26 protein-coding genes and 1 riboswitch are annotated in these 26352 nt (G+C 72.0%); of the genes, 16 read left to right on the top strand and 10 right to left on the bottom strand.

What is annotated here, in order from left to right:
• Positions 1-120 precede the first annotated feature (120 nt).
• Positions 121-1362 (top strand): L,D-transpeptidase, encoded by a 1242-nt coding sequence (locus ACZ5OX_RS14325; RefSeq protein ID WP_465630171.1) that lies wholly within the window; start codon positions 121-123, stop codon positions 1360-1362.
• A 200-nt stretch (positions 1363-1562) separates the two neighbouring features.
• Positions 1563-2060: an ATP-binding protein gene (locus ACZ5OX_RS14320; RefSeq protein WP_465630170.1), complete on the top strand. Its 498-nt coding sequence runs from the start codon at positions 1563-1565 to the stop codon at positions 2058-2060.
• Positions 2061-2380: 320 nt separating this feature from the next.
• On the opposite strand, the gene ACZ5OX_RS14315 is transcribed toward ACZ5OX_RS14320, so the two are convergent.
• The gene (locus ACZ5OX_RS14315; RefSeq protein ID WP_465630169.1) at positions 2381-2506 is read right to left on the bottom strand and encodes a hypothetical protein; all 126 of its coding nucleotides are present in this window, start codon (positions 2504-2506) and stop codon (positions 2381-2383) included.
• 72 nt (positions 2507-2578) lie between these two features.
• A complete protein-coding gene (locus ACZ5OX_RS14310) occupies positions 2579-3829 on the bottom strand; it encodes a chymotrypsin family serine protease (RefSeq protein WP_465630168.1) in 1251 nt (416 codons plus the stop codon).
• Between the two features lie 479 nt (positions 3830-4308).
• Between ACZ5OX_RS14310 and ACZ5OX_RS14305 the strand changes: the two genes are divergently transcribed.
• Complete coding sequence (locus ACZ5OX_RS14305; protein ID WP_465630167.1) at positions 4309-5169, top strand: DMT family transporter; 861 nt, start codon at positions 4309-4311, stop codon at positions 5167-5169.
• A 94-nt stretch (positions 5170-5263) separates the two neighbouring features.
• Entirely contained in the window at positions 5264-6037 is a 774-nt protein-coding gene (locus ACZ5OX_RS14300; RefSeq protein WP_465630166.1) for a class I SAM-dependent methyltransferase, read from the top strand.
• Between the two features lie 55 nt (positions 6038-6092).
• Here the strand turns inward: ACZ5OX_RS14300 and ACZ5OX_RS14295 are convergent, their stop codons facing one another.
• Both ACZ5OX_RS14295 and ACZ5OX_RS14290 read right to left on the bottom strand, forming a co-directional pair.
• The gene (locus ACZ5OX_RS14295; RefSeq protein WP_465630165.1) at positions 6093-6275 is read right to left on the bottom strand and encodes a hypothetical protein; all 183 of its coding nucleotides are present in this window, start codon (positions 6273-6275) and stop codon (positions 6093-6095) included.
• A gap of 57 nt (positions 6276-6332) precedes the next feature.
• Positions 6333-7073: a TetR/AcrR family transcriptional regulator gene (locus ACZ5OX_RS14290; RefSeq protein ID WP_465630164.1), complete on the bottom strand. Its 741-nt coding sequence runs from the start codon at positions 7071-7073 to the stop codon at positions 6333-6335.
• Positions 7074-7218: 145 nt separating this feature from the next.
• Between ACZ5OX_RS14290 and ACZ5OX_RS14285 the strand changes: the two genes are divergently transcribed.
• The gene (locus ACZ5OX_RS14285; RefSeq protein ID WP_465630163.1) at positions 7219-7812 is read left to right on the top strand and encodes an NADPH-dependent FMN reductase; all 594 of its coding nucleotides are present in this window, start codon (positions 7219-7221) and stop codon (positions 7810-7812) included.
• A gap of 109 nt (positions 7813-7921) precedes the next feature.
• On the opposite strand, the gene ACZ5OX_RS14280 is transcribed toward ACZ5OX_RS14285, so the two are convergent.
• The 4 genes from ACZ5OX_RS14280 to gcvT all read right to left on the bottom strand — a co-directional run bounded on the left by ACZ5OX_RS14280 (position 7922) and on the right by gcvT (position 12415).
• A complete protein-coding gene (locus ACZ5OX_RS14280) occupies positions 7922-9289 on the bottom strand; it encodes an L-serine ammonia-lyase (RefSeq protein ID WP_465630162.1) in 1368 nt (455 codons plus the stop codon).
• A gap of 170 nt (positions 9290-9459) precedes the next feature.
• On the bottom strand, positions 9460-10740 hold the full coding sequence (gene glyA, locus ACZ5OX_RS14275) for a serine hydroxymethyltransferase (protein ID WP_449791747.1): 1281 nt from the start codon (positions 10738-10740) through the stop codon (positions 9460-9462).
• Between the two features lie 78 nt (positions 10741-10818).
• Positions 10819-11193 carry a glycine cleavage system protein GcvH gene (gcvH, locus tag ACZ5OX_RS14270; protein ID WP_449791748.1) on the bottom strand — a complete coding sequence of 125 codons (375 nt, stop codon included), beginning with the start codon at positions 11191-11193 and terminating at the stop codon, positions 10819-10821.
• Positions 11194-11293: 100 nt separating this feature from the next.
• Positions 11294-12415: a glycine cleavage system aminomethyltransferase GcvT gene (gcvT, locus tag ACZ5OX_RS14265; RefSeq protein WP_465630161.1), complete on the bottom strand. Its 1122-nt coding sequence runs from the start codon at positions 12413-12415 to the stop codon at positions 11294-11296.
• A 230-nt stretch (positions 12416-12645) separates the two neighbouring features.
• Positions 12646-12747: riboswitch (glycine riboswitch) on the bottom strand.
• Between the two features lie 305 nt (positions 12748-13052).
• Between gcvT and ACZ5OX_RS14260 the strand changes: the two genes are divergently transcribed.
• From ACZ5OX_RS14260 to ACZ5OX_RS14225, 8 genes are all read left to right on the top strand, one after another.
• The gene (locus tag ACZ5OX_RS14260; RefSeq protein ID WP_449807426.1) at positions 13053-13856 is read left to right on the top strand and encodes an enhanced serine sensitivity protein SseB C-terminal domain-containing protein; all 804 of its coding nucleotides are present in this window, start codon (positions 13053-13055) and stop codon (positions 13854-13856) included.
• 117 nt (positions 13857-13973) lie between these two features.
• On the top strand, positions 13974-14897 hold the full coding sequence (locus ACZ5OX_RS14255; protein WP_402401025.1) for an enhanced serine sensitivity protein SseB C-terminal domain-containing protein: 924 nt from the start codon (positions 13974-13976) through the stop codon (positions 14895-14897).
• Positions 14898-15342: 445 nt separating this feature from the next.
• Positions 15343-16332, top strand: coding sequence for an ABC transporter permease (locus tag ACZ5OX_RS14250; protein ID WP_449791752.1), 990 nt, complete (start codon positions 15343-15345; stop codon positions 16330-16332).
• 90 nt (positions 16333-16422) lie between these two features.
• Positions 16423-18186, top strand: coding sequence for an ABC transporter substrate-binding protein (locus ACZ5OX_RS14245; RefSeq protein WP_465630160.1), 1764 nt, complete (start codon positions 16423-16425; stop codon positions 18184-18186).
• A gap of 98 nt (positions 18187-18284) precedes the next feature.
• Positions 18285-19295: an ABC transporter permease gene (locus ACZ5OX_RS14240; RefSeq protein WP_449791754.1), complete on the top strand. Its 1011-nt coding sequence runs from the start codon at positions 18285-18287 to the stop codon at positions 19293-19295.
• Positions 19292-20362 carry an ABC transporter ATP-binding protein gene (locus ACZ5OX_RS14235; RefSeq protein ID WP_465630159.1) on the top strand — a complete coding sequence of 357 codons (1071 nt, stop codon included), beginning with the start codon at positions 19292-19294 and terminating at the stop codon, positions 20360-20362. Before ACZ5OX_RS14240 ends, ACZ5OX_RS14235 begins: the two co-directional genes overlap by 4 nt.
• Positions 20363-20396: 34 nt before the next feature.
• On the top strand, positions 20397-21443 hold the full coding sequence (locus tag ACZ5OX_RS14230; RefSeq protein ID WP_449791756.1) for an ABC transporter ATP-binding protein: 1047 nt from the start codon (positions 20397-20399) through the stop codon (positions 21441-21443).
• 172 nt (positions 21444-21615) lie between these two features.
• A complete protein-coding gene (locus ACZ5OX_RS14225; protein ID WP_449791757.1) occupies positions 21616-22275 on the top strand; it encodes a trimeric intracellular cation channel family protein in 660 nt (219 codons plus the stop codon).
• Here the strand turns inward: ACZ5OX_RS14225 and ACZ5OX_RS14220 are convergent.
• Positions 22181-22948 (bottom strand): IclR family transcriptional regulator, encoded by a 768-nt coding sequence (locus tag ACZ5OX_RS14220; RefSeq protein ID WP_465630158.1) that lies wholly within the window; start codon positions 22946-22948, stop codon positions 22181-22183. The genes ACZ5OX_RS14225 and ACZ5OX_RS14220 overlap by 95 nt on opposite strands.
• A gap of 215 nt (positions 22949-23163) precedes the next feature.
• Between ACZ5OX_RS14220 and ACZ5OX_RS14215 the strand changes: the two genes are divergently transcribed.
• Positions 23164-24345, top strand: coding sequence for a cysteine desulfurase family protein (locus ACZ5OX_RS14215; protein ID WP_465630157.1), 1182 nt, complete (start codon positions 23164-23166; stop codon positions 24343-24345).
• 35 nt (positions 24346-24380) lie between these two features.
• Complete coding sequence (gene mnmA / locus ACZ5OX_RS14210) at positions 24381-25517, top strand: tRNA 2-thiouridine(34) synthase MnmA (RefSeq protein ID WP_392872879.1); 1137 nt, start codon at positions 24381-24383, stop codon at positions 25515-25517.
• Here the strand turns inward: mnmA and ACZ5OX_RS14205 are convergent.
• Entirely contained in the window at positions 25507-25770 is a 264-nt protein-coding gene (locus tag ACZ5OX_RS14205) for a hypothetical protein (RefSeq protein WP_465630156.1), read from the bottom strand. The two genes, mnmA and ACZ5OX_RS14205, sit on opposite strands and share 11 nt — an antisense overlap.
• Before the next feature lie 61 nt (positions 25771-25831).
• On the opposite strand from ACZ5OX_RS14205, the gene ACZ5OX_RS14200 reads away from it, so the two are divergent.
• Positions 25832-26272, top strand: a complete 441-nt coding sequence (locus tag ACZ5OX_RS14200; protein ID WP_465630155.1) for an NUDIX hydrolase — start codon at positions 25832-25834, stop codon at positions 26270-26272.
• Positions 26273-26352: the final 80 nt, after the last annotated feature.

The following is a 26352-nucleotide window of genomic DNA, read 5'->3' as shown; positions in this document are numbered from 1 at the left end:
GCCGCGGTTTCCGGGGCGACGAGCCCCACGAATGGCGCAACCTTTCCGATGGCCCGGAGCGTGTGACGTTCGGGTCCGCCGGATTCACGGGGATCACGGGGTTCTGAGGGAGGATCGACGTTGAGGTCGATACGCAGAGTGGTGGCGGTCGGTCTGGTCGGCGGCGCGATGGCGCTGACGGCCGCCTGCGGCGGGGGCGGTGGGAGCACGGCGGGCGGCGCGGCCAAGGCCGACCTGGGGGCGGGTGCGGCCGGTGCCAAGCCCGCGGCGGCGCCCAGCGCGGCGGCGTCCACCGGCACGGTGCCGAAGGTCTCCAAGGCGGCCGTGAGCATCGAGCCCAAGCCGGGCTCGGTGGACGTGGCGCCGAACGCGCTGAAGATCGGCGCGACCGGGGGCAAGCTCACCACCGTCAAGGTGAACGACAAGGCGGGCAAGGAGGTCCCCGGCACCATCTCCGCCGACGGCTCCTCCTGGACGCCCACGGCCGGCCTGGAGGTGGGCACCGCCTACCAGGTCAGCGCGATGGCCGCGGACGCCGACGGCGCGGTCGCCACGGCGGACAGCGACTTCTCCACACTGACCCCGACGGCGCTCGCCAAGGCCTCGGACAACGTGGACAACGACGCGACGTACGGCGTCGGCATGATCGTCTCGGTGAACTTCAGCAAGGACGTCGCGAACAAGGACGAGGTCGCCCGGGGCATCAGCTTCGAGACCAGCAACGGCACCGTGGTGAAGGGCCACTGGTTCGGCGACCGCCGGCTGGACTTCCGCCCGGAGCAGTACTGGACGCCCGGGACGAAGGTGGTCGTGCACTACCGCCTCAAGAGCGTCGAGATCGCCCCCGGGGTGTACGGCGGGGACCGGGACGAGCCCTTCACGATCGGGCGGTCCCAGATTTCGACGGTTGACGCCGCGACGCACAAGATGACGGTCGTATCGGCAGGTCAGACGAGCGAGATCGACATCAGCGCCGGCGCGCCCGAACACCCCACCTGGAACGGGACGATGGTGGTCATGTCCAAGGAGGGCGTGGTGCGGATGCAGTCCAGCACCCTGCCCGGCATGACCGGTGCGCCGTACGACCTCCAGGTCCCGCACTCGATGCGGCTCACCGACTCCGGCACGTACGTGCACGGCAACTACTGGAGCAGTAGCAGCACCTTCGGCGAGGACAACGTCAGCCACGGCTGCGTGGGCCTCAAGGACGTCCAGGGCGGCGGCGCCAACACTTCGATGGGCAAGTTCTACGACGGCTCGCTGGTCGGCGACGTGATGGTCGTGAAGAACTCGACGAGGAAGGAGACGCTCGACCCGTCGAACGGGCTGAGCGGCTGGAACGCGCCGTGGAGCACCTGGTGACCGGTCGCTGAGGTGGGGGAGGGGTCAACCCGGGATTGACGGAATTCGGCCCGGGTCGACCCTTTCTTGCATCCGGCATATGCCGACGCGACGTGATCGTTTGCTCATTGTCCGTACGCGGCTGCTTGCGTTCCGCAATGATGGTCCGCATGGCGGGTTGGGGCGAAGCAGATCAGTCAGTGGTTCCCGGGGTCGGAGTGGTGGCCGAGGCATCCTGGATCGACGTCCGGGGCGGTGGGCTCTCGGCACTGGAGCGGCTCACCTCCGAGGAGCTGGAGGAGCTGTACTCCGGCAGACTCCGTGACCCGTCGGCCCCCAACGAGGTACGGCTGCCGTCCCGGCCGGAGTCGGGCCCGGTGGCCCGCAGGCTGGTGCTCTCCGTCCTGGAGTCGTGGGAGCTCCACCAGCACCTGGAGGCCGGGGAGTTGCTCACCAGCGAGCTGGTCGGCAACGCGGTCCGGCACGCGGCCGGGCGCACCATCGGCCTGCACGTCAGCCGCAAGCCCGGGTGGCTGCGGATCGAGGTCCGGGACTCCTCGCGGGCGCTGCCGTGCATGATCCTCGCCGAGTCCAAGCCGGTGAACGAGCGCGGGCGGGGGCTGAGGATCGTCGACGACCTCGCCGACCGCTGGGGAGCGGACCTGCTGCCGCGCGGCAAGGGCGTCTGGTTCGAGCTGAAGGTGCGCGAGCGGCCCTGAGGGCGGGTGAACCGCTGTTCCGTGCATTCCCCGGGAAACACGCAGGGCCCCCGGATTCGCCGTGGTCCGGCGGATGGGGGCCCCTGCAAGTCATCGCGCCGGCCAAGGGGGTGCGTGCCGCGCGATGGGCGTCGGCAGTGCCAGGTCGGGCCCGCCGAAGTCATCGGCCCAGGGCGGCGTGCTGTGTCGCCCGCCGTTGGGTTGCTCCGACTATCGCACGGATCTCAGCATGCGGGCAAACCGGATGACTTGGAATGCAAGGTGTGTTACCTAGTTCACCTTTGGATTCCGCATAGGTTCACGCTGATGCCTGTGAATATTCATGATCCAGGGAGCCGCACGTGCCGGGCCGCCGCCCAGGGGTTGCGCAGCGAGAGCATCGGGGTGTCGACTCCGAGCTTCGCCGCGGTGCTGTGCGGCGACTCGCGGAGGTACGGATAGAGCACGGTGACGCCGATGAGTTCGAAGAACCCCCGCTGGAGTTCCGAGTCCGGCTCGAGCAGTGAAGGGCCCCCGGGTCAGGACAGTGAGAAGCCCATCTGGTTGACCACCGGCGTCATCGGCACGTACAGCACCTGCGAGTAGCACTTGGCCGGGTGCGCCGTGGATCCGGCCGGGCAGCCGACCTCGGACCTCGCCGCCACGATCACGCCGCGGGCCTCCATGTCGCCGTTCGGGCCGGACGGGTTCGCCACCGCCGGGCCGCCGCTGTCGCCCTGCGCGGCGATCGCCCGGCGGTCGCCGCCCTTCGACTCGGCGACGTCCACCGGCCTGATCTTCGTGCCCTCGTCGTTCGTCGTCTCCACGTCGACCCGCTTGATCTGCACGTCGCACTTCCACCCCGACTGGGCGCCGCTCAGGCAGACCAGGTCCCCGACGTTGTTCCGCCCGGCCCCGTACGTGTGCCGGGACGAGCCGCCGTTGTCCGACCAGGCGCCGTCGTAGAACCGGCCGCCGCCGCTGCCGTTGACCGCGATCATGCCGACGTCCAGGCCGTCGCCGACCGAGGACAGGTCGCCGATGTAGCCGCCGGTGCCGTTGTAGTACCGGCCGCCGCCGCAGTGCGCGGCGGTCAGTACCACCTTCGTCCCGCCCTTCCAGCCGCTGAACGCCGTCGAGCAGAACGACGCCTTCGCCGTGCTCACCTCGGCCCCCGCGTAGTACGGCGCGCTGTCGGAGTGCCGGTTGCCGGACAGCGCCACCGGGGTTCCCTCGACGCTGGCCGTCACCGGCATCCCGGCGATCTCGGCGGCCCGTGAGGAGTACGCCTGCGCGTCCGCGTCACCGCCGGTGAGCCGCTTCGCCGCCGCCGGCGCGTACGTGATCGCGATGGCGGCGCCGTCCTCCTGGGGGCCGATCGACGTCCAGGCGTCGCGGGCCACGGCGGCGGTGAAACGGTCGATCGCGGCGCGCATCTCCGCGCGGGAGTACGGGCTCCGGTGGACGTCGACGGTGTAGCCGGGCCGGGTGTTCGCGTCGAGCAGGGAGCGGACCGTGGCCGGGGCCGCGCCCTTCCAGTAGACGTCGGCGTGCCGGTCGGACGCGTCGATCACCGTCCCCGCGTAGCCGGCCGCCGCCGGATCCCCGGACTCCACCCAGTCCTGCACCGGGTCCGTCATGCGGTGGAGCAGCTGCTGGGCGTCCGGATCGCGGAGCACCGGCAGACTCACGGACAGGTACGGTTCCTCCTGCGCCACATCGGCGGCGACCAGGCCGGAGCCGACCACGACGGCCAGCACCATGGGCAGCACGAGGCGGGAGCGGCGCATGAGCGGGTCCTTCCGGTGAGCCGATGGGCCGACACTCAGCGTAGGGATTCGTTGACGGTCCGCCACGGGGGAAAGCCGAACGGGAGGCCGCCAACGGGTGTGCGCGAGCGGCAACGCGCCCCCGGGAGGGGCGGGGCGACCCCCCGGAGGCGGGTGGGGCGCCTGCGCGGGAAGTCGGCTCTGTCGACTTCTCGTGCAGGCGGATAGCATCGGGCCCGTGAACCTGTACTGGCACGTCGTGCTGCCACCGCTCAGCGCCTGATCGGGCGCGCGCTTCGGTGGCTTGATCCCCTGCGACCCCGGCACGGCCCGATGGCGGCCGCCGTGGGCCGATGGCGTGCGCCCGTTCTCGGAACCCCTCTCCTGACGGTCTTCGACGACGGAAGTTCACGACTGTGCCGAATCGCTTGTCCTCCCCTGCCCGTACCGTTCCCTCCGCTCCCAAAGCCCCTCGCCGCGCCCGCCCCCGCGGTGGCGCGGTGCCGATCCTGATCGCCGCCGTCCTCTGGGGCACCACCGGCACGGCCGGCTCGCTGGCGCCCTCCGGCGCCCCGGCGGCCGGGATCGGCGCCGCCGGGCTGGTGCTCGGCGGACTGCTGCTGTTCCTCACCGACCGCACCGCCCGGGAGTTGCCCCGGGTGTGCGCGCCGCGCGAGCGGTGGCTGCTCGCGGCAGGAGCCGTCGCGGTGGCCGGGTACCCGCTGACCTTCTACCCGGCGGTGAGCCGTACCGGCGTGGCCGTCGCCACCGTGATCGCCCTCGGCAGCGCGCCGGTGTTCACCGGACTGCTCGGCTGGCTCGCCCGGCAGGGCCGGCCCGGCGGGCGGTGGGCCGGGGCCACGGCGCTCGCCGTACTCGGCTGCGCGGTGCTCGTGCTGGGCCCCGAACTCGCCGGGGGCGGCACGGCGGTGGACCCACTGGGCGTGCTGCTGGCGGCGCTCTCGGGGCTCTCGTACGCCGTCTACTCGCTGATCGGCGGACGGCTGATCAACGCCGGGCACCCCTCGGGCGGGGTGATGGGCGCGATGTTCGCCGGCGGGGCGCTGATCGTCCTGCCGGTGCTGCTCACCGGTGACCTGGCGTGGCTCGCCTCGGCGCGCGGAGCGGGCGTGGTGCTGCACCTCGCGGTGGTCACCACCTTCCTCGCGTACTGGCTGTTCGGCCACGGCCTGCGCCACACCACCGCCCAGACCGCCACCACCCTGACCCTCGCCGAACCGGCCGTCGCCGCCGTCCTCGGCGTGGCCGCCCTCGGCGAGCGCCTCCCCGCCGTCTCGTGGTGCGGCCTCGCCGTCCTGGCCGGCGGCCTGGCCTTCCTCGCCCTCCCCGCCCGCCGCTAACCGCCCGCCCCGCACGGGAAGTCGGCCCGGCCGACTTCCCGCGCGTCGGGGCGAACCGGTTGTCGGCAGGGGCGCCGTCTGTTGGGCTGGCCGGATGGGACACCTGGAAGAGCAGAGCGGGTCGGCGGCGTATGACCGCATCGGCGTCGGGTACCGGCGGATCCGGCGGCCGGATCCACGGCTGCACGCGTTGATCGGGTCCGCGCTGCGGGGGGCGCGCACGGTGGTCAACGTCGGTGCGGGGGCGGGGTCGTACGAGCCGGAGGGCGCCGAGGTCACGGCCGTCGATCCGTCGCAGGTCATGCTCGACCAGCACCCCGGGCGGCGGAAGATCAAGGCATCGGCCTCGCAACTCCCCTTCACGGACGGGGCGTTCGACACGGCGATGGCCGTGCTGACCGTCCACCACTGGCCGGACCCACAGCAGGGGCTCGCCGAGCTGAGGCGGGTCGCGCGGCGGCAGGTGGTGTTCACCTGGGATCCGGCGCACCGGCCGCAACTGTGGCTGCTGGAGGACTACCTGCCGGAGATCCGGGAGCTGGAGGACGGCCGCTTCACCCCGCTCGCCGAGGTGGTGGAGGCCCTGGGTGCCCACACCGTGCTGCCGTTCCCCATCCCGCACGACTTCACCGACGGCTACCAGGCCGCCTACTGGCGGCGGCCCGAGCTCTACCTCGACCGGGCCGTCCGGCAGGCCAGTTCGACCTTCGCGACGCTGCCGCCGGAGGTGGTGGAGCCGGCGGTCGAGCGGCTGCGGGCCGACCTCGCCTCGGGGGAGTGGCACCGGCGGTACGCCGACCTGCTCGACCGGGAGAGCGTGGACTACGGCTACCGCCTGATCATCGCGGGCGAGCAGGAGGCCGGGTAGCGGCCGCGGCCGCCGCACGGGAAGTCGGACCGGCCGACTTCCCGTGCCGTGTCGGTCACTTGACGAACACGCCGGCGCCGAACTCCTGGGTCGTCTGCTCGCCGGGCGGGACCACCGCGATCACGTGGCCGGTGCGGTTCCGGCCGTCGGGCACGAGGGCGTGGTCGTCGGTCTGGTTCCGTAGGATCACCGGAACGGTCGGGGCGTTGTACCAGCCGCTCGGGTGCTCGACGACCATGTCGGGGGAGGCGTGGAGCGCCCCCGTCGGCCGAGGGGGTCCGCGCGGCGCGGCCGGTCAGAGGCCGAAGTGGGCGGCGATGCCGTCGAGGACGCAGTCGAGGCCGGTCTCGAACTGCCAGTCGGGGTCGTCCTTGCGGGTGGCCTCGTGGAGGTAGCGCTGGTAGCGGGGGTAGCGGCCGGTGTTCATCAGCCAGCTCATCCGGGGGGCCAGGCCGGCCCGGGTCTGGTCGCCGTCGGACCAGCCGCGTTCGCGGCGCAGGGCCGCGAGGGTGATTTCGGTGGTGACCGAGCCGTGGACGTAGCCGGTGACGGTGCGGAACACCGCCATGGTGGTGTCGGCGTCCAGGCCGTGCTCGGCGAGGGCGGCGAACGCGTGCTCGGGGACGGCCAGTTGGTTGGGGCTGAGGGAGAACGGGGTGGCCGCCCGGACGGTCCAGGGGTGGGCCAGGTGCATGGCCCGCAGGTGGACGGCCAGGGTGCGCATGGTGTCCCGCCAGTCCTCGGCGGGGGCGTCCAGGGGGAGCCGGCCGTAGGCGAAGTCGACCATCAGCTCGATGAGTTCGTCCTTGCCGGAGACGTACCGGTAGGCGGCCATCGGGGCGACGCCGAGTTCGGCGGCCAGCCGGCGCATGGTGACGGCGTCCAGGCCCTCGGCGTCGGCGATGGCGACCGCGGTCTCGGCGATCCGGTGCGGGGTCAGGGTGGTGCGCGGCGCGGGGGCCGGGCGGGCCAGGCGCTCCCAGGGCGGGACCTGGATTCTGTCGCTGTCACCACTGGGGGCCTGCTGGGCGGGCATGGGGCGGGCTCCTTCCGGCCGGGTTCGTTCTCACCGTAGCACTTCCGGTGTACGGCGTATCCACAGTGGACGGCGTACACATCGATGTGTACGTTGTATCCGACGGATACGCCGTGCCCAGTGCCCATCCCGGAGGGGGATCCCCATGTCCACGGAGCAGAACCTGAAGGTCGCCGTCCTCGTCGGCAGCACCCGCGAGGGCCGTTTCGGCCCGGTGGTCGCCGACTGGCTGCTCGGCCACCTCGAAGCGCGCGGCGACCTGACCGCCGACCTGATCGACCTGGTGGAGACCCCGCTGCCCGTCACCTTCCCGTCCTTCGGCGGCGAACCGGCGCCGGGCGACGCCGAGTTGCTGGCCGCCGTGTCGCCCCGGCTGGAGGCGGCCGACGCGTTCGTGATCGTCACGCCCGAGTACAACCACAGCTTCCCGGCCCCGCTGAAGAACGCCATCGACTGGCACAACCGGCAGTGGCACGGCAAGCCGGTCGGCTTCGTCTCGTACGGCGGCCTGTCCGGCGGCCTCCGTGCTGTCGAGCAACTCCGCGTGGTGATGGCCGAGTTGAACGCCGCGACGATCCGCAACACGGTCAGCTTCCACAGCGCCGCGCAGTGCTTCGACGCCGACGGCAGGGCGGTCGACCCGGCCGCCGACGCGGCCGCCAAGACCATGCTCGACCAACTCACCTGGTGGGCCCAGGCGTTGCGGGACGCCCGCCGGGCCCGCCCGTTCGCGGCCTGAGCCGGGGGAGTCCCGAGCCAGGGGAGTCCTGAGCCGGGGAAGGCCCGGGGAAACGCGAAGGCCCCCGGGTGGAGGGGAACTCCGCCCGGGGGCCGTCAGGCCGCCGCGATCAGCACTCGATGACGTTCACGGCGAGGCCGCCGCGCGAGGTCTCCTTGTACTTGATCTTCATGTCGGCGCCGGTCTCCTTCATCGTCTTGATCGCCTTGTCCAGCGAGACGTGGTGCCGCCCGTCGCCGCGCAGCGCCATCCGGGCCGCGGTGACGGCCTTGACCGAGGCCATGCCGTTGCGCTCGATGCAGGGGATCTGGACCAGGCCGCCGACCGGGTCGCAGGTGAGGCCGAGGTTGTGCTCGATGCCGATCTCGGCGGCGTTCTCGACCTGCTCGGGGGTGCCGCCGAGGACCTCGGCGAGGCCGCCCGCGGCCATCGAGCAGGCGGAGCCGACCTCGCCCTGGCAGCCGACCTCGGCGCCGGAGATGGAGGCGTTCTCCTTGAAGAGCATGCCGATGGCGCCGGCCGCGAGGAGGAAGCGGACGATGCCGTCCTCGTCGGCGCCCGGGATGAAGTTCAGGTAGTAGTGCAGGACGGCCGGGATGATCCCGGCGGCACCGTTGGTCGGCGCGGTGACCACCCGGCGGCCGGAGGCGTTCTCCTCGTTGACCGCCATCGCGTAGAGGGTCACCCACTCCATCGCGTTGGCCGGCCCGATGCCCTCGGCGCGCAGCGTCCGCGCCGCGGCGGCCGCCCGGCGGCGGACCTTCAGGCCGCCCGGCAGGATGCCCTCGCGGGTCATGCCGGCCCGCACGCACTCCTGCATCACGGACCAGATCTCCAGCAGCCCGGTGCGGATCTCCTCCTCGCTGCGCCAGGCCTTCTCGTTCTCCAGCATCAGGCCGGAGATGGACAGGCCGGTCTCCCGGGTGAGGCGCAGCAGCTCCTCACCGGTGCGGAAGGGGTAGCGCAGCGCGGTGTCGTCGGGCTTGACCCGGTCCGCGCCGATGGCGTCCTCGTCCACCACGAAGCCGCCGCCGACCGAGTAGTAGGTCTTCTCCAGCAGGGTCGAGCCGTCCGCCGCGTACGCCCACAGGGTCATGCCGTTGGCGTGGTACGGCAGCGAGCGGCGGCGGTGCAGGACCAGCTGGGTGTCCGGGTCGAAGTCGATGGTGTGCTCGCCGAGCAGGCTGATCCGCTTCTCGGCGATGATCCGCTCGACGTCCTTGTCGGCCTGGTCGACGTCGACGGTGCGGGGCGAGGCGTCCTCCAGGCCCAGCAGGACGGCCTTCGGGGTGCCGTGGCCGTGGCCGGTGGCGCCGAGCGAGCCGTACAGTTCGGCGCGCACGCCGGTGACCCCGTCCAGCAGGCCCTCGGAGCGCAGTCGGCGGGCGAACATCCGGGCGGCGCGCATCGGGCCCACGGTGTGGGAGCTCGACGGGCCGATGCCGATGGAGAAGAGGTCGAAGACGCTGATGGCCACGGGGGACGTCCTTGTCTGGTCTCGTGGAAGGACTTGCAGGCAGGGGAGGGCTGACACGGGACGGGGCACCGCACGCACTGTCCAGTGTGCGCGGTGCCCCGGGGTCCCCAGGTACGCCGGCGGGGTGAGGCCGGTCACCTGATCCTGAGCCCGACCGGGCCCTGGAAGGACTACTCCTGGTTGGCCAGGTTGGGGTACAGCGGGTACTTGTCGGCCAGGGCGGTGACCCGGGCCTTGAGGGCGGCGGCGACGGTCTCGTCGAAGGCGGGCTTGAGCGCCTCGGCGATGATGTCGGCGACCTCGCGGAAGTCCTCGGCCTGGAAGCCGCGGGTGGCCAGGGCCGGGGTGCCGATGCGCAGGCCCGAGGTGACCATCGGCGGGCGCGGGTCGTTCGGGATCGCGTTGCGGTTGACGGTGATGCCGACCTCGTGCAGCCGGTCCTCGGCCTGCTGGCCGTCGAGCTGGCTGTTGCGCAGGTCGACCAGGACCAGGTGGACGTCGGTGCCGCCGGACAGCACGCTGGCGCCGGCCTCGGCCACGTCGGCCTGGAGCAGGCGCTCGGCGAGGATGCGGGCGCCGTCCAGGGTGCGCTGCTGGCGCTCCTTGAACTCCTCCGAGGCCGCGATCTTGAAGGCGACCGCCTTGCCGGCGATCACGTGCTCCAGCGGGCCGCCCTGCTGGCCGGGGAAGACCGCGGAGTTGATCTTCTTGGCGAGCTCGGCCTTGGACAGGATGACGCCGCCGCGCGGGCCGCCCAGGGTCTTGTGGGTGGTGGTGGTGACCACGTCCGCGTACGGCACCGGGTTCGGGTGCAGCCCGGCGGCCACCAGGCCGGCGAAGTGCGCCATGTCCACCATGAGCAGCGCGCCGACCTCGTCGGCGATCCGGCGGAACGCGGCGAAGTCGAGCTGGCGCGGGTAGGCCGACCAGCCGGCGATGATCAGCTTCGGCTGGTGCTCCTTGGCGAGGCGCTCGACCTCGGCCATGTCGACCTGGCCGGTCTTCTCGTCCACGTGGTACGCGGCCACGTTGTAGAGCTTGCCGGAGAAGTTGATCTTCATGCCGTGGGTCAGGTGGCCACCGTGGGCCAGGCTCAGGCCCAGGATGGTGTCGCCCGGCTGGATCAGCGCGAACATCGCGGCGGCGTTGGCCTGCGCGCCCGAGTGCGGCTGGACGTTGGCGTGCTCGGCGCCGAACAGGGCCTTGATGCGGTCGATCGCGATCTGCTCGACCACGTCGACGTGCTCGCAGCCGCCGTAGTAGCGGCGGCCGGGGTAGCCCTCCGCGTACTTGTTGGTGAGGACCGAACCCTGCGCCTCCATGACCGCCACCGGGGCGAAGTTCTCGGAGGCGATCATCTCCAGGGTGGTCTGCTGGCGGTGCAGCTCGGCGTCGACCGCGGCGGCGATCTCCGGGTCGAGGGCGTGCAGGGACTGGTTGAGAACCGTCATGGTGTGGTCTTCCCGGTGGAGGAGAGCGGAGGGACGGTAGGGGCGGGCCGACGAGCGGCCCGCCCGGTCACGGGCTGGTCAGCCGCCGATGAAGGCGGTGTACTCGTCCGCGCTGAGCAGCGTGTCGGTGGCCTCGACGCGCACCTTGAACAGCCAGGCGCTCCCGAACGGGTCCGCGTTCACGGAGGCCGGGTCGTCGATGACGTCCTGGTTGATCTCGGTGACCTCGCCGGTGGCCGGGGAGAACAGGTCGCTGACCGACTTGGTGGACTCCAGCTCGCCGCAGGTCTCACCGGCGGTCACGGTGTCGCCGACCGCGGGCAGCTGCACGTAGACGATGTCACCGAGCGCGGTGGCGGCGTGCTCGGTGATGCCGACCGTGGAGACACCGTCCTCGGCGGCCGTCAGCCACTCGTGCTCCTTGGTGTACTGCAGGTGCTGGGGGTTGCTCATGGCGTCATTCTCCAGGATGGGAAGCGGGCACGACGAAGCGGGCCGCCGCGCGGACGGCTGCGACGTGCGTGTATGGGAAAAACGGGGGCGGGACGAAGGCTCAGCGGGCGCGCTTGTAGAACGGCAGCGCCACGACCTGGACGGGCTCGTGCTTGCCGCGGACGTCCACCGCGACGGTGGTGCCGGGCTCCGCGTGGGCGGCGTCGACGTAGGCCATCGCGATCGGCCGGCCGAGCGTCGGGGACGGCGCGCCGGAGGTGATCCGGCCGATCGGCTCGCCCTCGGTGGAGACCACGGTGTAGTCGGCGCGCGGCACCCGCTTGCCCTCGGAGACCAGGCCGACCAGCTTCTTCGGCGGGTTGGTCTCGGCCGCGGCGGCGGCCTGCTCCAGCGCCTTGCGGCCGATGAAGGCGCCCTCGTTGGTGGTCTTGTCGAAGCGGACGACCCGGCCCAGGCCGGCGTCGAACGGGGTCAGGTCGGTGGACAGCTCGTGCCCGTACAACGGCATGCCGGCCTCCAGGCGCAGCGTGTCGCGGCAGGACAGGCCGCACGGGATCAGGCCGTGGCCCTCGCCGGCGGCGGTCAGCGCCTGCCAGACGGGCTCGGCGTCGACCGGGTGGCAGAAGATCTCGAAGCCGTCCTCGCCGGTGTAGCCGGTGCGGGCGAGCAGCACGTCGCGGCCGGCCACCCGGGCCGGGAGGATCGCGTAGTACTTCAGGCCGGGCAGGTCGGCGTCGGTGGTCTTCGCCAGGATGCCGGTGGCCTCCGGGCCCTGGACGGCGATCAGCGCGTAGGTGTCGCGGTCGTCGGTGACGACGGCGTCGAAGCCCTTGGCGCGGGCGATCAGCTCGTCGAGGACCAGCTGGGCGTTCGAGGCGTTGGCGACGACCAGGAAGGCGTCCTCGCGCAGGCGGTAGACGATCAGGTCGTCCAGGATGCCGCCGTCCTCGGCGCAGATCATGGTGTAGCGGGCGCGCAGCACGCCGAGCGCGGAGACGAAGCCGACCAGCGCGTGGTCCAGCATCTCGCCGGCCTGCGGGCCGGTGACGGTGATCTCGCCCATGTGCGAGAGGTCGAACAGGCCGGCCTTGGTGCGGACGGCGAGGTGCTCCTCGCGCTCGCTGCCGTAGCGCAGCGGCATGTCCCAGCCGGCGAAGTCGGTCATGGTCGCGCCGAGGGCGCGGTGCAGCGCGTCGAGCGCGGTCAGGCGGAGGGACGACATGGCCAGGAACTCCTCGGTCGGGGCACTCAGGGGTGCACGCACCGGATCGGACCCGCTCGGGGGCCGACCCTGCGCGCGGGCATGCGGCGGCGTGGGTCTCCCCATCTGTCGTCGAACCTGAGAGCTTCACCGCCCCGCCGCCCGCAGCCGTTTCCAGCTTGGGGGACAGCATGGCGGCTTGCACCGTGGGTGGGCGTACGACAGGGCCGTGCGCCGCTTTCCAGATGTGCCTAACCCGTGCGGTAGGGGTGCCTGAGAGATTCCGGGGAGGACTTGCTCCTTCGGCGCCGGCTGTGCCTGAGCGGCACTCCGGGCTCTCCCGCGCGGGTTCGAGCGGCCGGTGTGGAGTTGTAGGGGCCCGCGGCGCATGCCGTCGGACGGGCACATCATGGCACGTCCCGGGCGACGAGGGGAGGGGGGACCCGGTCACACCGCGTGGTATCCGGACACGGGCCCCGGACGGCACCCGGACACGAGGCCGGGCGGGCCCGAGGCCGGGCCCCGGACGGCACCCGAACACGAGCCCTAAAACGGCACCCGAACACGAGCCCTAAAGAGGAAGGCCCCGGGGCCCTAGACTGCTGCGCGTCGGCGCAGCAGTGGGCGGCCGACCGGCAGAGGGCGGAATCGGCGGCGCATGGGGTACCCGGTGGAGCAGCAGCAGGGGTGGGGCGGTCCGGAGGAGGCGCCGGCGGGCGGCTCCTGGCCGGCCAACGAGCTGGAGCAGGTGCTGACCGCGGCCCTGGGGGACCCGGGCGCGACGCCGCGGGTGATCGAGGTGCTGGCGCGCAGCCAGGTGTGGGTGCCGCTGCCGGCCGGGGCCGACCCGCAGGGGCAGTCGCTGGACCTGCCGACCATCGAGCTGGGCGGCGACCCGTACGTGCCGGTGTTCTCCTCGCAGGAGGTGTTCCTCCAGCAGGCGCCGGGGATGGCCTTCGCGATCGCGCCGGTGTGGGAGTTCGCCCGCGGGTTGCCGCTGGGCCTGGGCATCGCGGTGAACCCGGAGGCGGCGGTGGGCATCCCGGTGCCGCCGCAGGGGGTCGCCGAGCTGCGCCGCGGTCCGCGCGCGGACCGCTGGGAGGGCGCCGGCGACGCGTCGGAGCCGACCGGCGGGCGGGTGGCGTTGCGCGAGCCGGTGCCGGGCGAGGACCCGGAGCACTTCCTGGCCGCCTGCCGGAGCGAACTGTCCGCGCTGCCCGGGGTGCTGACCGCCCGCAGGGCGCTGGCCAGCATCGAGGGCGAGCCGACCGTGATGTTCGTGGGCGTCCAGCTGGACCCGGCGGCACCGGCCGATCCGGCCGCGGTGAACGAGGCACTCGGGCGAGCCCTGGGAACCGCGCCGCTGCCCGGCGGCGTCCACCTCGTACTGCTCGACCTCGCCGACGACCCGGTGGTCGAGTGGCTGCTCACCCGGGTGCAGCCGTTCTACGCGCGGGTCTGAGCGGGGTCCGTATCAAAGGCACGTCGCCGTGGCGGTGGCCGGTGCCGCGCCATAGGGTGCGTGCAGACGGCCGACGGGTCGGCGGGTTGAGGGAAAGAGGCGCGGCGAGGTGGGCGCATGAGTGCGGGAACGGGAGCGGGCGGTGTGCCGGGGCCCTGGGGCCAGGCACCGGCCGGGCGCCCGGGAGCTGATCCCGGCGCGTTGGAGCGCGCCCTGCGCGATGTCGCGCCGGAGCGCTACGACGCGTACGAGCGGCTGCTGCACGCGCTGGCGGACGGTCAGGTCTGGATGCTGCTGTGGCACGGCACGCCGGGCAGCCCGGACGCCCAGTACGGGAACATGGAGATCAGCGGCCACGGCTACGCGCCGGCCGTCACCTCGTCCGAGCAGCTGACCGCCTCCGGCTGGGCGCGGGCCCACGAGGTGGTCTCGGGCCGGGAGATCGCGGCCTCGCTGTACCGCACCCGCTGGGGCCTGTGGCTCAACCCGCACGCGCCCGGCGGCGGCGTCGGGGTGCCCTGGGCGGACCTCCGGCGGATCGCCGCGGGCCTGGACCGGCTGCCGGCGGGGCCGTTGAAGCTGAGCGAGCCACAGCTGAACGCCCAGCCGTTCTTCGCGCTGCTGGAGCGGCAGGCCGTCGAGGTGCGTCCGGTGCGGGCGCTGCGCCGGGCCTGGGTGCAGCCCGCGGTGGGGGAGCCGTACCTGGCCATCGGCCTTGACCTGTACGAGAGTTCGCCGCCGGCCGTGGAGGCGGTGCGGGCGCTGATGCAGCGCGCGATCGCGGTGGCCCCGGAGGGGCTCGCGGTGTCCACGGTGGCGATGTCGGACGAGTACGACCCGGTGGCGCTGTGGATGCGCGCCAACGCGCGGCCGTTCTTCGACCGGGAGGCGGGGCGCCCGCCGACCGGCCCGTACCCGCCGGTGCCCCCGCCGCCGTACCCCGGGCAGTCGATGCCGGGTTACGCGTACGGCACCCAGCCGCCGGCCCAGGGCTGGCAGCAGCAGCCGCAGCGGCCGTGGCCCGGCTACCCCGGGCGCTGATCCCCAAAACCCATTCCGCGAAGCCGACTTGATTGTCCATCAAGTCGGCTTCGATGCTTTCCGGACGAATTTCCGGATGTGTGCTCAGATCATCTTGACATGGCAGTAACAGCTATGTGAAGAGGTATATGCCGAAGATCGGGGAAGTGCATGTGCGCAGATCACAGTTGGGCATCTGTCGGTTGGCAGGGCTGGCGCAAGTCAGTTCGGATGGCAGAGAGTTCTGCGCAACGCACCGCGCGTGCTGGAACCCCACAAAGGTGAGCGCGCACGCCGACAGCCCCGCCCACGCGACGCCCATCCCGCGTGGTGGCAGTGCCCGTGCACCACGCACTGCCGTCAAGACCGCTCCTCCACAGCACTTCCGCACGTCCGCAGCCGCACCGCCGAAGCCGGCGACCGGCACCCGTGGGCCGGCCACCGTCGGCGAGGGGACCAACTGACCATGACCGCATCCGTGACCACCGCCGGGAACGAACCGGAGGCACCAGCCGCCGAGAGCCCGGCCAAGAAGATCGAGGGCCGCTCCCTCGGCCAGATCGCCTGGACCCGCTTCAAGCGGGACAAGGCCGCCGTCGCCGGCGGCGTCGTGGTGATCCTGCTGATCCTGCTCGCCCTGCTGGCGAAGCCGATCGAGTCGTTGTTCGGGCTCGACCCGGACGCCCTCCACCAGGACCTCCTGGACGCCGACCTCGGTGGCCTGCCGTTCGGCGACTGGGGCGGCATGAGCGCGGACCACCCGCTCGGCATCGACCCGCTGCAGGGCCGTGACCTGCTCACCCGCGTCATCGAGGGCTCCTGGGTCTCCCTGCTGGTCGCCTTCGGCGCGACCGTCCTGTCCAACACCATCGGCACCGTGCTCGGCATCATGGCCGGCTACTACGGCGGTTGGGTCGACACCGTGATCAGCCGGGTGATGGACGTCTTCCTGGCGTTCCCGCTGCTGCTGTTCGCCATCGCGATCTCGACCTCGCTCCAGGGCGGCGCGTTCGGCCTGCACGGCCTGCCGCTGCACATCCTGGTGCTGATCTTCGTGATCGGCTTCTTCAACTGGCCCTACATGGGCCGGATCGTGCGCGGCCAGACGCTCTCGCTGCGCGAGCGCGAGTTCGTCCACGCGGCCCGCAGTCTGGGCGCCCGCGGCCCGTTCATCCTGTTCAAGGAACTGCTGCCCAACCTGGTCGGTCCGATCCTGGTCTACTCGACCCTGCTGATCCCGACCAACATCCTCTTCGAGGCCGGGCTGAGCTTCCTCGGCGTCGGCATCCAGCCCCCGCAGGCCTCCTGGGGCGGGATGCTCCAGGACGCGATCCGGTACTACCAGGTGGACCCCCAGTACATGGTGGTCCCCGGCCTGGCGATCTTCGTCACCGTGCTCGCCTTCAACCTGCTCGGCGACGGCCTGCGCGACGCCCTCGATCCCAAGAGCAACTGACCGAGCGTCATCGAACACCGCTGAACGATCGACTGACTCCACGTCAGGACCCTCCACCGCCTCCACATCCCCAAGGGGTTGATCTCACCCATGCGTAGGTCCCGTACCGTCGCCCTGACCGCGGCGGCTGCCGCCGCGGTCCTGGTCGTGACCGGTTGCACCAGCTCGTCGAAGAGCGGCGGCTCCTCCTCGGCCTCCGGCTCCGCCGGGGGCGGCGCCAACGCGGCCACCAAGAGCATCGTCAACGCCTCGGACAAGAAGGGCGGGACGGTGACCTTCGAGATGAAGGGCACCCCGGACTCGCTCGACCCGGGCAACACGTACTACGCGTACATCTACAACTTCTCGCGCCTGTACGCCCGTTCGCTGACCACCTTCAACCCGGCGCCGGGCGAGGAGGGCAACAAGCTCGTCCCGGACCTGGCCGAGTCGGAGGGCAAGCCGAGCGCGGACGGTCTGACCTGGACGTACAAGCTGCGTCCGGGCCTGAAGTACGACGACGGCACCCCGATCACCTCGAAGGACGTCAAGTACGCCGTCGAGCGCTCCAACTTCACGGACGTGCTCACCAACGGCCCGACGTACTTCCGCAACCTGCTGGTGGACAACCCGACGCCGTACCAGGGTCCGTTCAAGGACAAGGAGGGCGGCCTCGACTCGATCCAGACGCCCGATGACCTCACCATCGTCTTCCACCTCCAGCACCCGTTCGCGGACTTCGACTACCTGGTCGCCACCCCGCAGACCGCTCCGGTCCCGCAGGCGAAGGACACCGGCGCCGACTACGTCAAGCACATCGTGTCCTCGGGCTCCTACAAGTTCGAGTCCTACGAGGACGGCAAGCAGGCCGTCCTGGTGCCGAACCCGACCTGGGACAAGAGCACCGACCCGATCCGCAAGCAGCTCGGCGACAAGATCGTGCTCCGGTTCAACATCGACCAGGCCACCATCGACAAGGACCTGCTGGCCGGCAACGCCCAGGTCGACCTCGGCGGCACCGGCGTCGACCCGCAGACCCAGGCGCAGATCCTCCAGGACCCGAAGCTCAAGGCCAACACTGACAACGCCTACGGCGGCCGGCTGGTCTACCTGGCGATGAACTCCAAGCTCGCGCCGTTCGACAACGTCGAGTGCCGCAAGGCCGTCCAGTACGCGATCGACAAGGTCTCGGTGCAGACCGCCGTCGGCGGCCCGATCCGCGGCCAGATCGCCAACACCGTCCTCCCGCCGGACATCCCGGGCCACCAGGACTTCAACACCTGGGAGACCAAGGACAACAAGGGCGACGAGGCCAAGGCCAAGAGCGCCCTGAAGGCCTGCGGCAAGGAGGGCGGCTTCAACACCGTCATCTCGGCCCGCACCGAGCGCTCCACCGAGATCGCCGCCGCGACCTCGATCCAGGCCGCGCTGAAGAAGATCGGCATCAACGCCGAGATCCAGCAGTACCCGTCGTCCAAGTACCTGACCGACAACGCCGGTTCGCCGAAGTTCGCGGCGGAGCACAACATCGGCCTGATGATGATGCAGTGGGGCGCCGACTGGCCGACCGGCTACGGCTTCCTCCAGCAGATCGTCGACGGCCGCGCGGTCAAGGACACCGGCAACAACAACCTGGCCCAGCTGGACGACCCGGCGGTCAACAAGCTGATCGACGACGTCGCCGTCAACCCGGACAAGGCGGCCCGCGAGAAGATCTACGCGGACATCGACAAGAAGGTCATGGACCAGGCGGTCTACGTCCCGCTGACCTACTTCAAGGTCTTCCTGTACCGCCCGTCCAACGCCACCAACCTGGCCTCCACGTCGGCGTACTCGGGTCAGTACGACTACCTGAACATCGGCACCACCAAGTAAGAGCCTGGCTCCGCATCCCTGAAGGCAGGTGAAGGCAGCGGCGCCCGCCGCCGTCCGGAAGATCCCGGACGGCGGCGGGCCGCCGGAGCCGCCCAACTGTGTTTGCCTACATCATCCGCAGGATCCTCGCGGCCCTGGTGCTGCTGCTGGTCGTCAGCGCCGTCACCTTCGCGATCTTCTTCCTGCTCCCGCGCATCGCCGGTGAGACGGCCGACCAACTGGCCGCCCAGTTCATCGGGAAGAGCCCGTCCCCCGAGACGATCGCGGCGGTCAAGCAGAACCTCGGCCTCGACCAGCCGCTGTACGCCCAGTACTGGAAGTTCCTCAAGGGCCTGGTCGCCGGCGCCGAGTACAACTTCGGGCCGGAACCGGCCACCTGCCACGTGCCCTGCTTCGGCTACTCCTTCAAGAACCACCTCGAAGTCTGGCCCGAGCTGTCCAAGCGGATCCCGACGACCATCTCGCTCGCCGCCGGCGCGGCCGTGCTCTGGCTGGTCTCCGGCGTCGCCACCGGCGTCGTCTCCGCCCTCAAGCCGAAGTCGATCTTCGACCGGCTCTCCATGGGCATCGCGCTCGCCGGCGTCTCGCTGCCGGTCTTCTTCACCGGCGCGCTGCTGCTCACGCTGTTCAGCTACGAGTGGCCGATCCTGGACAACCTGCAGTACGTGGACTTCACGGACAACCCGCTGATGTGGGCCCGCAACCTGATCCTGCCGTGGATCTCGCTGGCCTTCCTCTACTCCGCGCTCTACGCCCGGCTCACCCGCGCCGGGATGCTGGAGACGATGAGCGAGGACTACATCCGCACCGCCCGGGCCAAGGGCCTGGCCGAGAGCAAGGTCGTCGCCCGGCACGGGCTGCGCGCCGCGCTCACCCCGATCGTCACGATCTTCGGCATGGACCTCGGGCTGCTGCTCGGCGGCGCGCTGATCACCGAGCAGGTCTTCTCGCTCCAGGGCGTCGGCCAGTTCGCCGTCCAGGCGATCACCGACAACGACCTGCCCAAGATCCTCGGCGTCACCCTGCTCGCCGCCTTCTTCATCGTCGTCTGCAACCTCGTGGTCGACCTCCTGTACGCCCTCGTCGACCCCCGGGTGAGGCTCTCGTGACCGACCTCCAGAAGACCCCGGCGGACGCCGCGCAGAGCCCGTCCGGCGACCCCTTCCTCTCCGTGCGCGACCTGCGGATCCACTTCGACACCGACGACGGCCTGGTCCGCTCGGTGGACGGGGTCAGCTTCGACCTGCACAAGGGGCGCACCCTCGGCATCGTCGGCGAGTCCGGCTCCGGCAAGTCCGTCACCTCGCTGGGCATCATGGGCCTGCACCGCTCCAAGCGGGCCCGGATCAGCGGCGAGATCCGGCTGAACGGCGAGGACCTGATCGCGGCCGGCCCGGACCGGGTGCGCCAACTGCGCGGCCGCGAACTGGCGATGATCTTCCAGGACCCGCTGACCGCGATGCACCCCTACTACACGGTGGGGCAGCAGATCGTCGAGGCCTACCGGGTGCACCACCCCCAGGCCTCCAAGAAGCAGGCCCGGGCCCGCGCCGTCGAGATGCTCGACCGGGTCGGCATCCCGCAGCCCGACCGCCGGGTGGACGACTACCCGCACCAGTTCTCCGGCGGCATGCGCCAGCGCGCGATGATCGCCATGGCGCTGGTCAACGACCCCTCGCTGCTGATCGCCGACGAGCCCACCACGGCCCTGGACGTCACCGTCCAGGCGCAGATCCTGGACCTCATCCGCGACCTCCAGGAGGAGTTCGGCTCCGCCGTCATCATCATCACCCACGACCTCGGGGTGGTCGCCGAACTGGCCGACGACATCCTGGTCATGTACGGCGGCAAGTGCGTCGAGCGCGGCCCGGCCGAGACCCTCTTCGACGCGCCCGAACACCCCTACACCTGGGGCCTGCTGGGCTCGATGCCGCGACTGGACCGGGAGCTCCAGGACCGGCTGGTGCCGGTCAAGGGCACCCCGCCCAGCCTGATCAACGTGCCGTCCGGCTGCGCGTTCCACCCGCGCTGCCCGTACGCCGCCCTGACCGACGGGCGCTCCACGCGCGAGACCCCGGTGCTGGCCGAGGCCGCGCCCGGGCACTTCGCGGCCTGCCACCTGGCGGCCGGCGAGCGGCACCGCATCTTCGCCGAAGAGATCGCGCCCCGGCTGTGAGCCCGGCCTCGTACCACCTTTCTGGAGAGAACCGATGACGGACACTCAGGCGGCTTCGATCCCGTCGCCGGCCCCCGCCCCCGGCCGCGAGCCGCTGCTGAAGGTGGCCGGTCTGACCCGGCACTTCCCGATCCGCAGCGGACTGATGCGGCGCCAGACCGGCGCGGTGCGGGCCGTCGACGGCATCGACTTCACGGTCAACGCCGGCGAGACCCTGGGCGTCGTGGGCGAGTCCGGCTGCGGCAAGTCGACCATGGGCCGACTCGTCACCCGGCTCGACGAACCGACCGGCGGGACCATCGAGTTCGAGGGCACCGACATCACCCACCTGAGCGTCGGGGCGATGCGGCCGCTGCGCCGCGACATCCAGATGATCTTCCAGGACCCGTACTCCTCGCTGAACCCCCGGCACACCGTCGGCACCATCGTCGGCGCGCCGTTCAGGCTCCAGGACGCGGTGCCGGAGGGCGGCCTCAAGAAGGCCGTCCAGGAGCTGCTGGAGCTGTGCGGGCTCAGCCCCGAGCACTACAACCGCTACCCGCACGAGTTCTCCGGCGGCCAGCGCCAGCGCATCGGCATCGCCCGGGCGCTCGCGCTGAAGCCGAAGATGATCGTCGCGGACGAGCCGGTCTCCGCGCTGGACGTCTCGATCCAGGCCCAGGTGGTCAACCTGCTGGACGACCTCCAGGAGGAGCTCGGGCTGACCTACCTGATCATCGCGCACGACCTCTCGGTGGTCCGGCACGTCTCGGACCGGGTCGCGGTGATGTACCTCGGCAAGATCGTGGAGATCGCCGACCGGGACTCGCTCTACCGCAGCCCGAAGCACCCGTACACCACCGCGCTGATGTCCGCCGTGCCCGTCCCCGACCCGCGCCGCCGCCAGCGCGCGGGCCGCGAGCGCATCCTGCTCAAGGGCGACGTCCCCTCGCCGATCAACCCGCCCAGCGGCTGCCGCTTCCGCACCCGGTGCTGGAAGGCGCAGGACGTGTGCGCGAGCCAGGAGCCGCCGCTGGTGACGCTCGGGACCGGGCACCAGGTGGCGTGCCACTTCCCCGAGCGCAGCGAGGGGAACGACTAGCACAGCCCGGAGAACGCCCCCGAGAACGCGGCGGACGCCACGGCCTGAGGCCTTCGACGCGAAGAGACCGCCCACCCGGGACTCCGGGGCGGGCGGCCTCCTCGTCGAGACGGCCGCATCCGGATCATGAGCGTTTTCCGGAGCACTCCGGGACATCGGGTACACATGGACGGTGACATCCCAGCTCTTCCCGTCCGACGTGCAGCAGTCGCTGGACCTCGTCGGCATATTCGTCTTCGCCCTCTCCGGGGGCCTGCTCGCCGTCCGCAAGAACATGGACATCTTCGGGATCTGTGTGCTGGCCGAGGCCACCGCCCTCGGCGGCGGGGTGATGCGCGACCTGGTCATCGGGGCCACCCCGGTCGCCGCGTTCACCAACCTCGGCTACTTCCTGACCCCGCTCGCCGCCGGGCTGGTGGTGTTCTTCCTGCACCCGGAGGTCGAGCGGATCAACCGGGCCGTGCAGACCCTGGACGCGCTCGGGCTCGGGCTGTTCTGCGTGACCGGCACCGCCAAGGCGCACGACTTCGGCCTCGGCGCGGTCGCGGCGATCGCGCTCGGCATGGTGACCGCGGCCGGCGGCGGCGTGATCCGCGACGTGCTGGCCGGGGAGATCCCCTCGCTGCTGCGCTGGGACCGCGAGATCTACGCCGTCCCGGCCCTGGTCGGCGCCACCGTGGTCGCGCTGCTGATCGGCGCGAACCGGCTCACCGGCGTGACCGGCACCGCGGCCGCGCTCACCGCCTTCGGGCTGCGGATGCTCGCGCTGAAGTACGGCTGGCGTGCCCCGCGGGCCTGGCACCGCAACGGTTCTCGCACCAGCGAGGAGTAGGCGAGCCGCCGTACGCGAGCGAGATCGCCTCGGCGGTGCAGAGCAGTTCCGGCACCATCCGGGCCAGTTCGGCCGGCGGCACCTCGCTCGCCGGGGCGCTCAGCGCGCAGGCCGCCACCGTCCGCCCGCCGCTGCCCGCGACCGGCGCGGCCACGCAGGTCACCGGCTCCCGGTGCTCGTAGGACTCGGCCGCCCAGCCCCGGCGGCGCACCGCCGCCAGCTCGGGCTCCTCGCGCCCGCCGTCCGCGGCCAGCCCGGCGAGCAGCACCCGGCCGACCGCCGTCCCGTCGACCGGGGCCCGGCGCCCGATCCGGGACGGCTCCGCACCCGGCGGCCCGGCCACCTCGTCCAGGTAGAGCACCTCGCCGTCGTGCAGCACGGCCAGCCGGACGGTGTAGCCGCAGCGGGCGTTGAGCGCGGCCAGGTACGGCGCGGCGACCTGCCGGACGTCGAAGTCCTCCAGCGCGCGGTGGGCCAGCGAGAGCACCCGGCCGCCGATCCGGTAGCGCAGGTCCGGCTGGCGGCGGGCGAAGCCGTGCTCCTCCAGGGTGCGCAGCAGCCGCAGGGCGGTGGACTTGTGCACCCCGAGGCTGCTGGCGGCCTGCTCCAGCGAGAGCGGCGCGTCGCCGAGTGCGTCGAGCAGGGTCAGCGCGCGGTCGACCGACTGCGACATGGCGTTCCCCGTGGATCCGGCTGACTGGTGGCGTCAGGCTAACCGCTGGGTGGCGCAGTGGTGCAAACCAGTGCCGGACGCGGCCGTCCGGCAGTGGTGCGGCGGCCGTCCGGCAGTGGTGCGCCGGCGCCGGCCCGGGGCGTGCGCGGCCGGTGGCCTGATCGGTCCGTAGGGCTGGAGGACCGCGCGACGGGGCGCTCTACAATCGGATGGTTATGCCATACCTGGACCATGCGGCGACCACGCCGATGCTGCCCGAGGCGATCGCCGCGATGACGGCGCACCTGGGGGTGGTCGGCAACGCCTCGGCCCTGCACGCGGCCGGCCGCCGGGCCCGCCGGGTGGTCGAGGAGTCCCGGGAATCGCTGGCCGATTCGCTGGGCGCCCGCCCCAGCGAGATCGTGTTCACCGGCGGCGGCACCGAGTCCGACAACCTGGCGGTCAAGGGCCTGTACTGGGCCCGCCGGGACGTCGACCCGGCCCGCACCCGGGTGCTGTGCAGCCCGGTCGAGCACCACGCGGTGCTGGACGCGGTGCACTGGCTCTCCGAGCACGAGGGCGCCGACGTCGAGTACCTGCCGGTGGACGAGTACGGGCGGGTGCACCCCGAGGCGCTGCGCGAGGCGATCGAACGGGACCCGGCCGCCGTGGCGCTGGTCACCGTGATGTGGGCCAACAACGAGGTCGGCACCGTCCAGCCGGTCCGCGAACTGACCGCCGTGGCGGCCGAGTACGGCGTCCCGGTGCACGCCGACGCGGTGCAGGCGCTCGGTCAGGTCCCGGTCTCCTTCGCCGAGTCCGGCCTCACCGCGCTCACCGTCACCGGGCACAAGATCGGCGGCCCGTTCGGCATCGGCGCGCTGCTGCTGTCCCGGGGCGCCTCACCCGTACCGCTGCTGCACGGCGGCGGGCAGGAGCGCGACGTGCGCTCCGGCACCCTGGACGCCCCCGGCTCGGCCGGCTTCGCGGCCGCCGCGGCGCTCGCCGTGGAGCGGCGGGCCGAGCACGCCGTCACACTGGGCGCGCTGCGCGACGAGCTGGTGGCCTCGGTGCTGGCCGCCGTCCCGGACGCGATCCTCAACGGCGACCCGACGGCCGAGGGCCGGCTGCCCGCCAACGCGCACTTCTCCTTCCCCGGCTGCGAGGGCGACGCGCTGCTGATGCTGCTCGACGCCCAGGGCATCGAGTGCTCCACCGGCTCGGCGTGCTCGGCCGGGGTGCCGCAGCCCAGCCACGTGCTGCTCGCCATGGGCGTCGACCCGCTGCTGGCGCGCGCCTCGCTGCGGTTCTCGCTCGGGCACACCTCGGTGCGCGAGGACGTCACGGCGCTGGCGCGGGCCATCGGGCCCGCGGTGCAGCGGGCGCGCAACGCGGGGCTGGCCTCGGTCCGGCGGTAGGGCATGTACGGGAGCCCCGTACGCTTGTAGTCACCATGACTGACTTCCCTGGGGCCCCGACCACTCCGTCCACCGGCCGCCTGCGGGTGCTCGCGGCGATGTCCGGCGGAGTCGACTCCGCCGTCGCCGCCGCCCGCGCCGTCGAAGCCGGGCACGAGGTGACCGGCGTCCACCTGGCGCTCTCCGCCAACCCGCAGTCCTTCCGGACCGGCGCCCGCGGCTGCTGCACCATCGAGGACTCCCGGGACGCCTGGCGGGCGGCCGACGTGATCGGCATCCCCTTCTACGTCTGGGACCTCGCCGAGCGCTTCCGCGAGGACGTGATAGACGACTTCGTCGCCGAGTACGCGGCCGGGCGCACCCCCAACCCGTGCCTGCGCTGCAACGAGAAGATCAAGTTCGCGGCGCTGCTGGACAAGGCGATCGCGCTGGGCTTCGACGCCGTCTGCACCGGCCACTACGCCCGGATCGTCGACCTGCCCGACGGCTCGCGCGAACTGCACCGCGCCGTCGACGCCGCCAAGGACCAGTCCTACGTGCTCGGCGTCCTCGACGCCGACCAGCTCGCCCACTCGCTGTTCCCGCTCGGCGACACCACCAAGGAAGCCATCCGCGAGGAGGCCGAGCGCCGCGGCCTGGCCGTCGCGAAGAAGCCCGACAGCCACGACATCTGCTTCATCGCCGACGGTGACACCCAGGGCTTCCTGGCCAAGCACCTCGGCACCGCGACCGGCGACATCCTCGACGTCGACGGCACCAAGCTCGGCGAGCACGACGGCGCGTACGGCTTCACCATCGGCCAGCGCAAGGGCCTGCGGATCGGCCGCCCGGCGGCCGACGGCAAGCCGCGGTACGTCCTGGACATCTCCCCCGTGAACAACACCGTGACGGTCGGCCCGGTCGAGGGCCTCGACGTCACCGGGCTGACCGCCATCCGGCCCCGCTGGTGCGGCACCGAAGCGCTGGCCGACGGCCGCTACACCGCCCAGCTGCGGGCCCACGGCGAGGAGGTGCCGGTGAGTGCCTCGGTGGTCGACGGCGAGCTGCGGGTCCGGCTGGACACCCCGGTGCGGGGCATCGCCCCCGGCCAGGCCGTGGTGCTGTACGACGGCACCCGCGTCGTCGGCTCGGCCACCATCGCCACGACGGAGCGCCCGGCCGTCACCGCCTGAGCGGAAGCACCTGGGCGGGCCGGTCCAGCCAGGCCCACTGCGCTTCCTCGGTGACGGTCAGCCCGAAGCGCTCGGGGCCGGGGCAGCCGCGCTCCTCCCACCAGCGGTGGGCGGCCTCGACCTCGTCCCAGAGGCGGCGGGGGCCGTACTGCCAGACGGTGGGGTGGTCGCCGTCGGTGTCGACGGCGGCCCAGGAGCGGGCGTCGGTGGTCGCGACCCAGAGCCGCTCGTCGTCCCAGGCGTCCGGCTCCAATAAGTGATGATCAGATGCCGACCCAGTGCGCCATGCTGCTGAGCGAAGGACGGTCCGGTTCGTGAGTGACAGCGTTGGTCGAGCCGCGCTCCACTCGGTGTCCGTCGCCGGGGTGGTGGTCCGTGAGGACGGGCGGGTGCTGGCGATCCGCCGAGTCGACAACGGGACTTGGGAGCCGCCAGGTGGGGTCCTCGAACTGGCGGAGGCCGTCGAGGACGGCGTGCGCCGGGAGGTCTACGAGGAGACCGGGATCAAGGTCGGCGTGGAGCGGCTGGCCGGCGTGTACAAGAACATGAGCCGCGGAATCGTCGCGCTGGTCTTCCGCTGCCGACCGGAGGGCGGCGCCGAACAACTCTCGGACGAGTCGGCCGAAGTGGCCTGGCTCACCCCGGCCGAGGTCTCCGACCTGATGGCCGACGTTTACGCCGTGCGCGTGCTGGACGCGCTCCGGGACGACACGACACCGGCCCTGCGCGCCCACGACGGCCAGCACCTGCTCTGACCCGGCGGCCTGCTCGTCGAGCAGGCCGCCGGACCGTAATGCCGGTGAAGTGGTGCCGCGGGGCGTGATAGACCAGACGA

This window comes from Kitasatospora sp. NPDC032121, from assembly GCF_055580145.1.
This window is presented reverse-complemented; position numbering and strand designations above follow the sequence as displayed.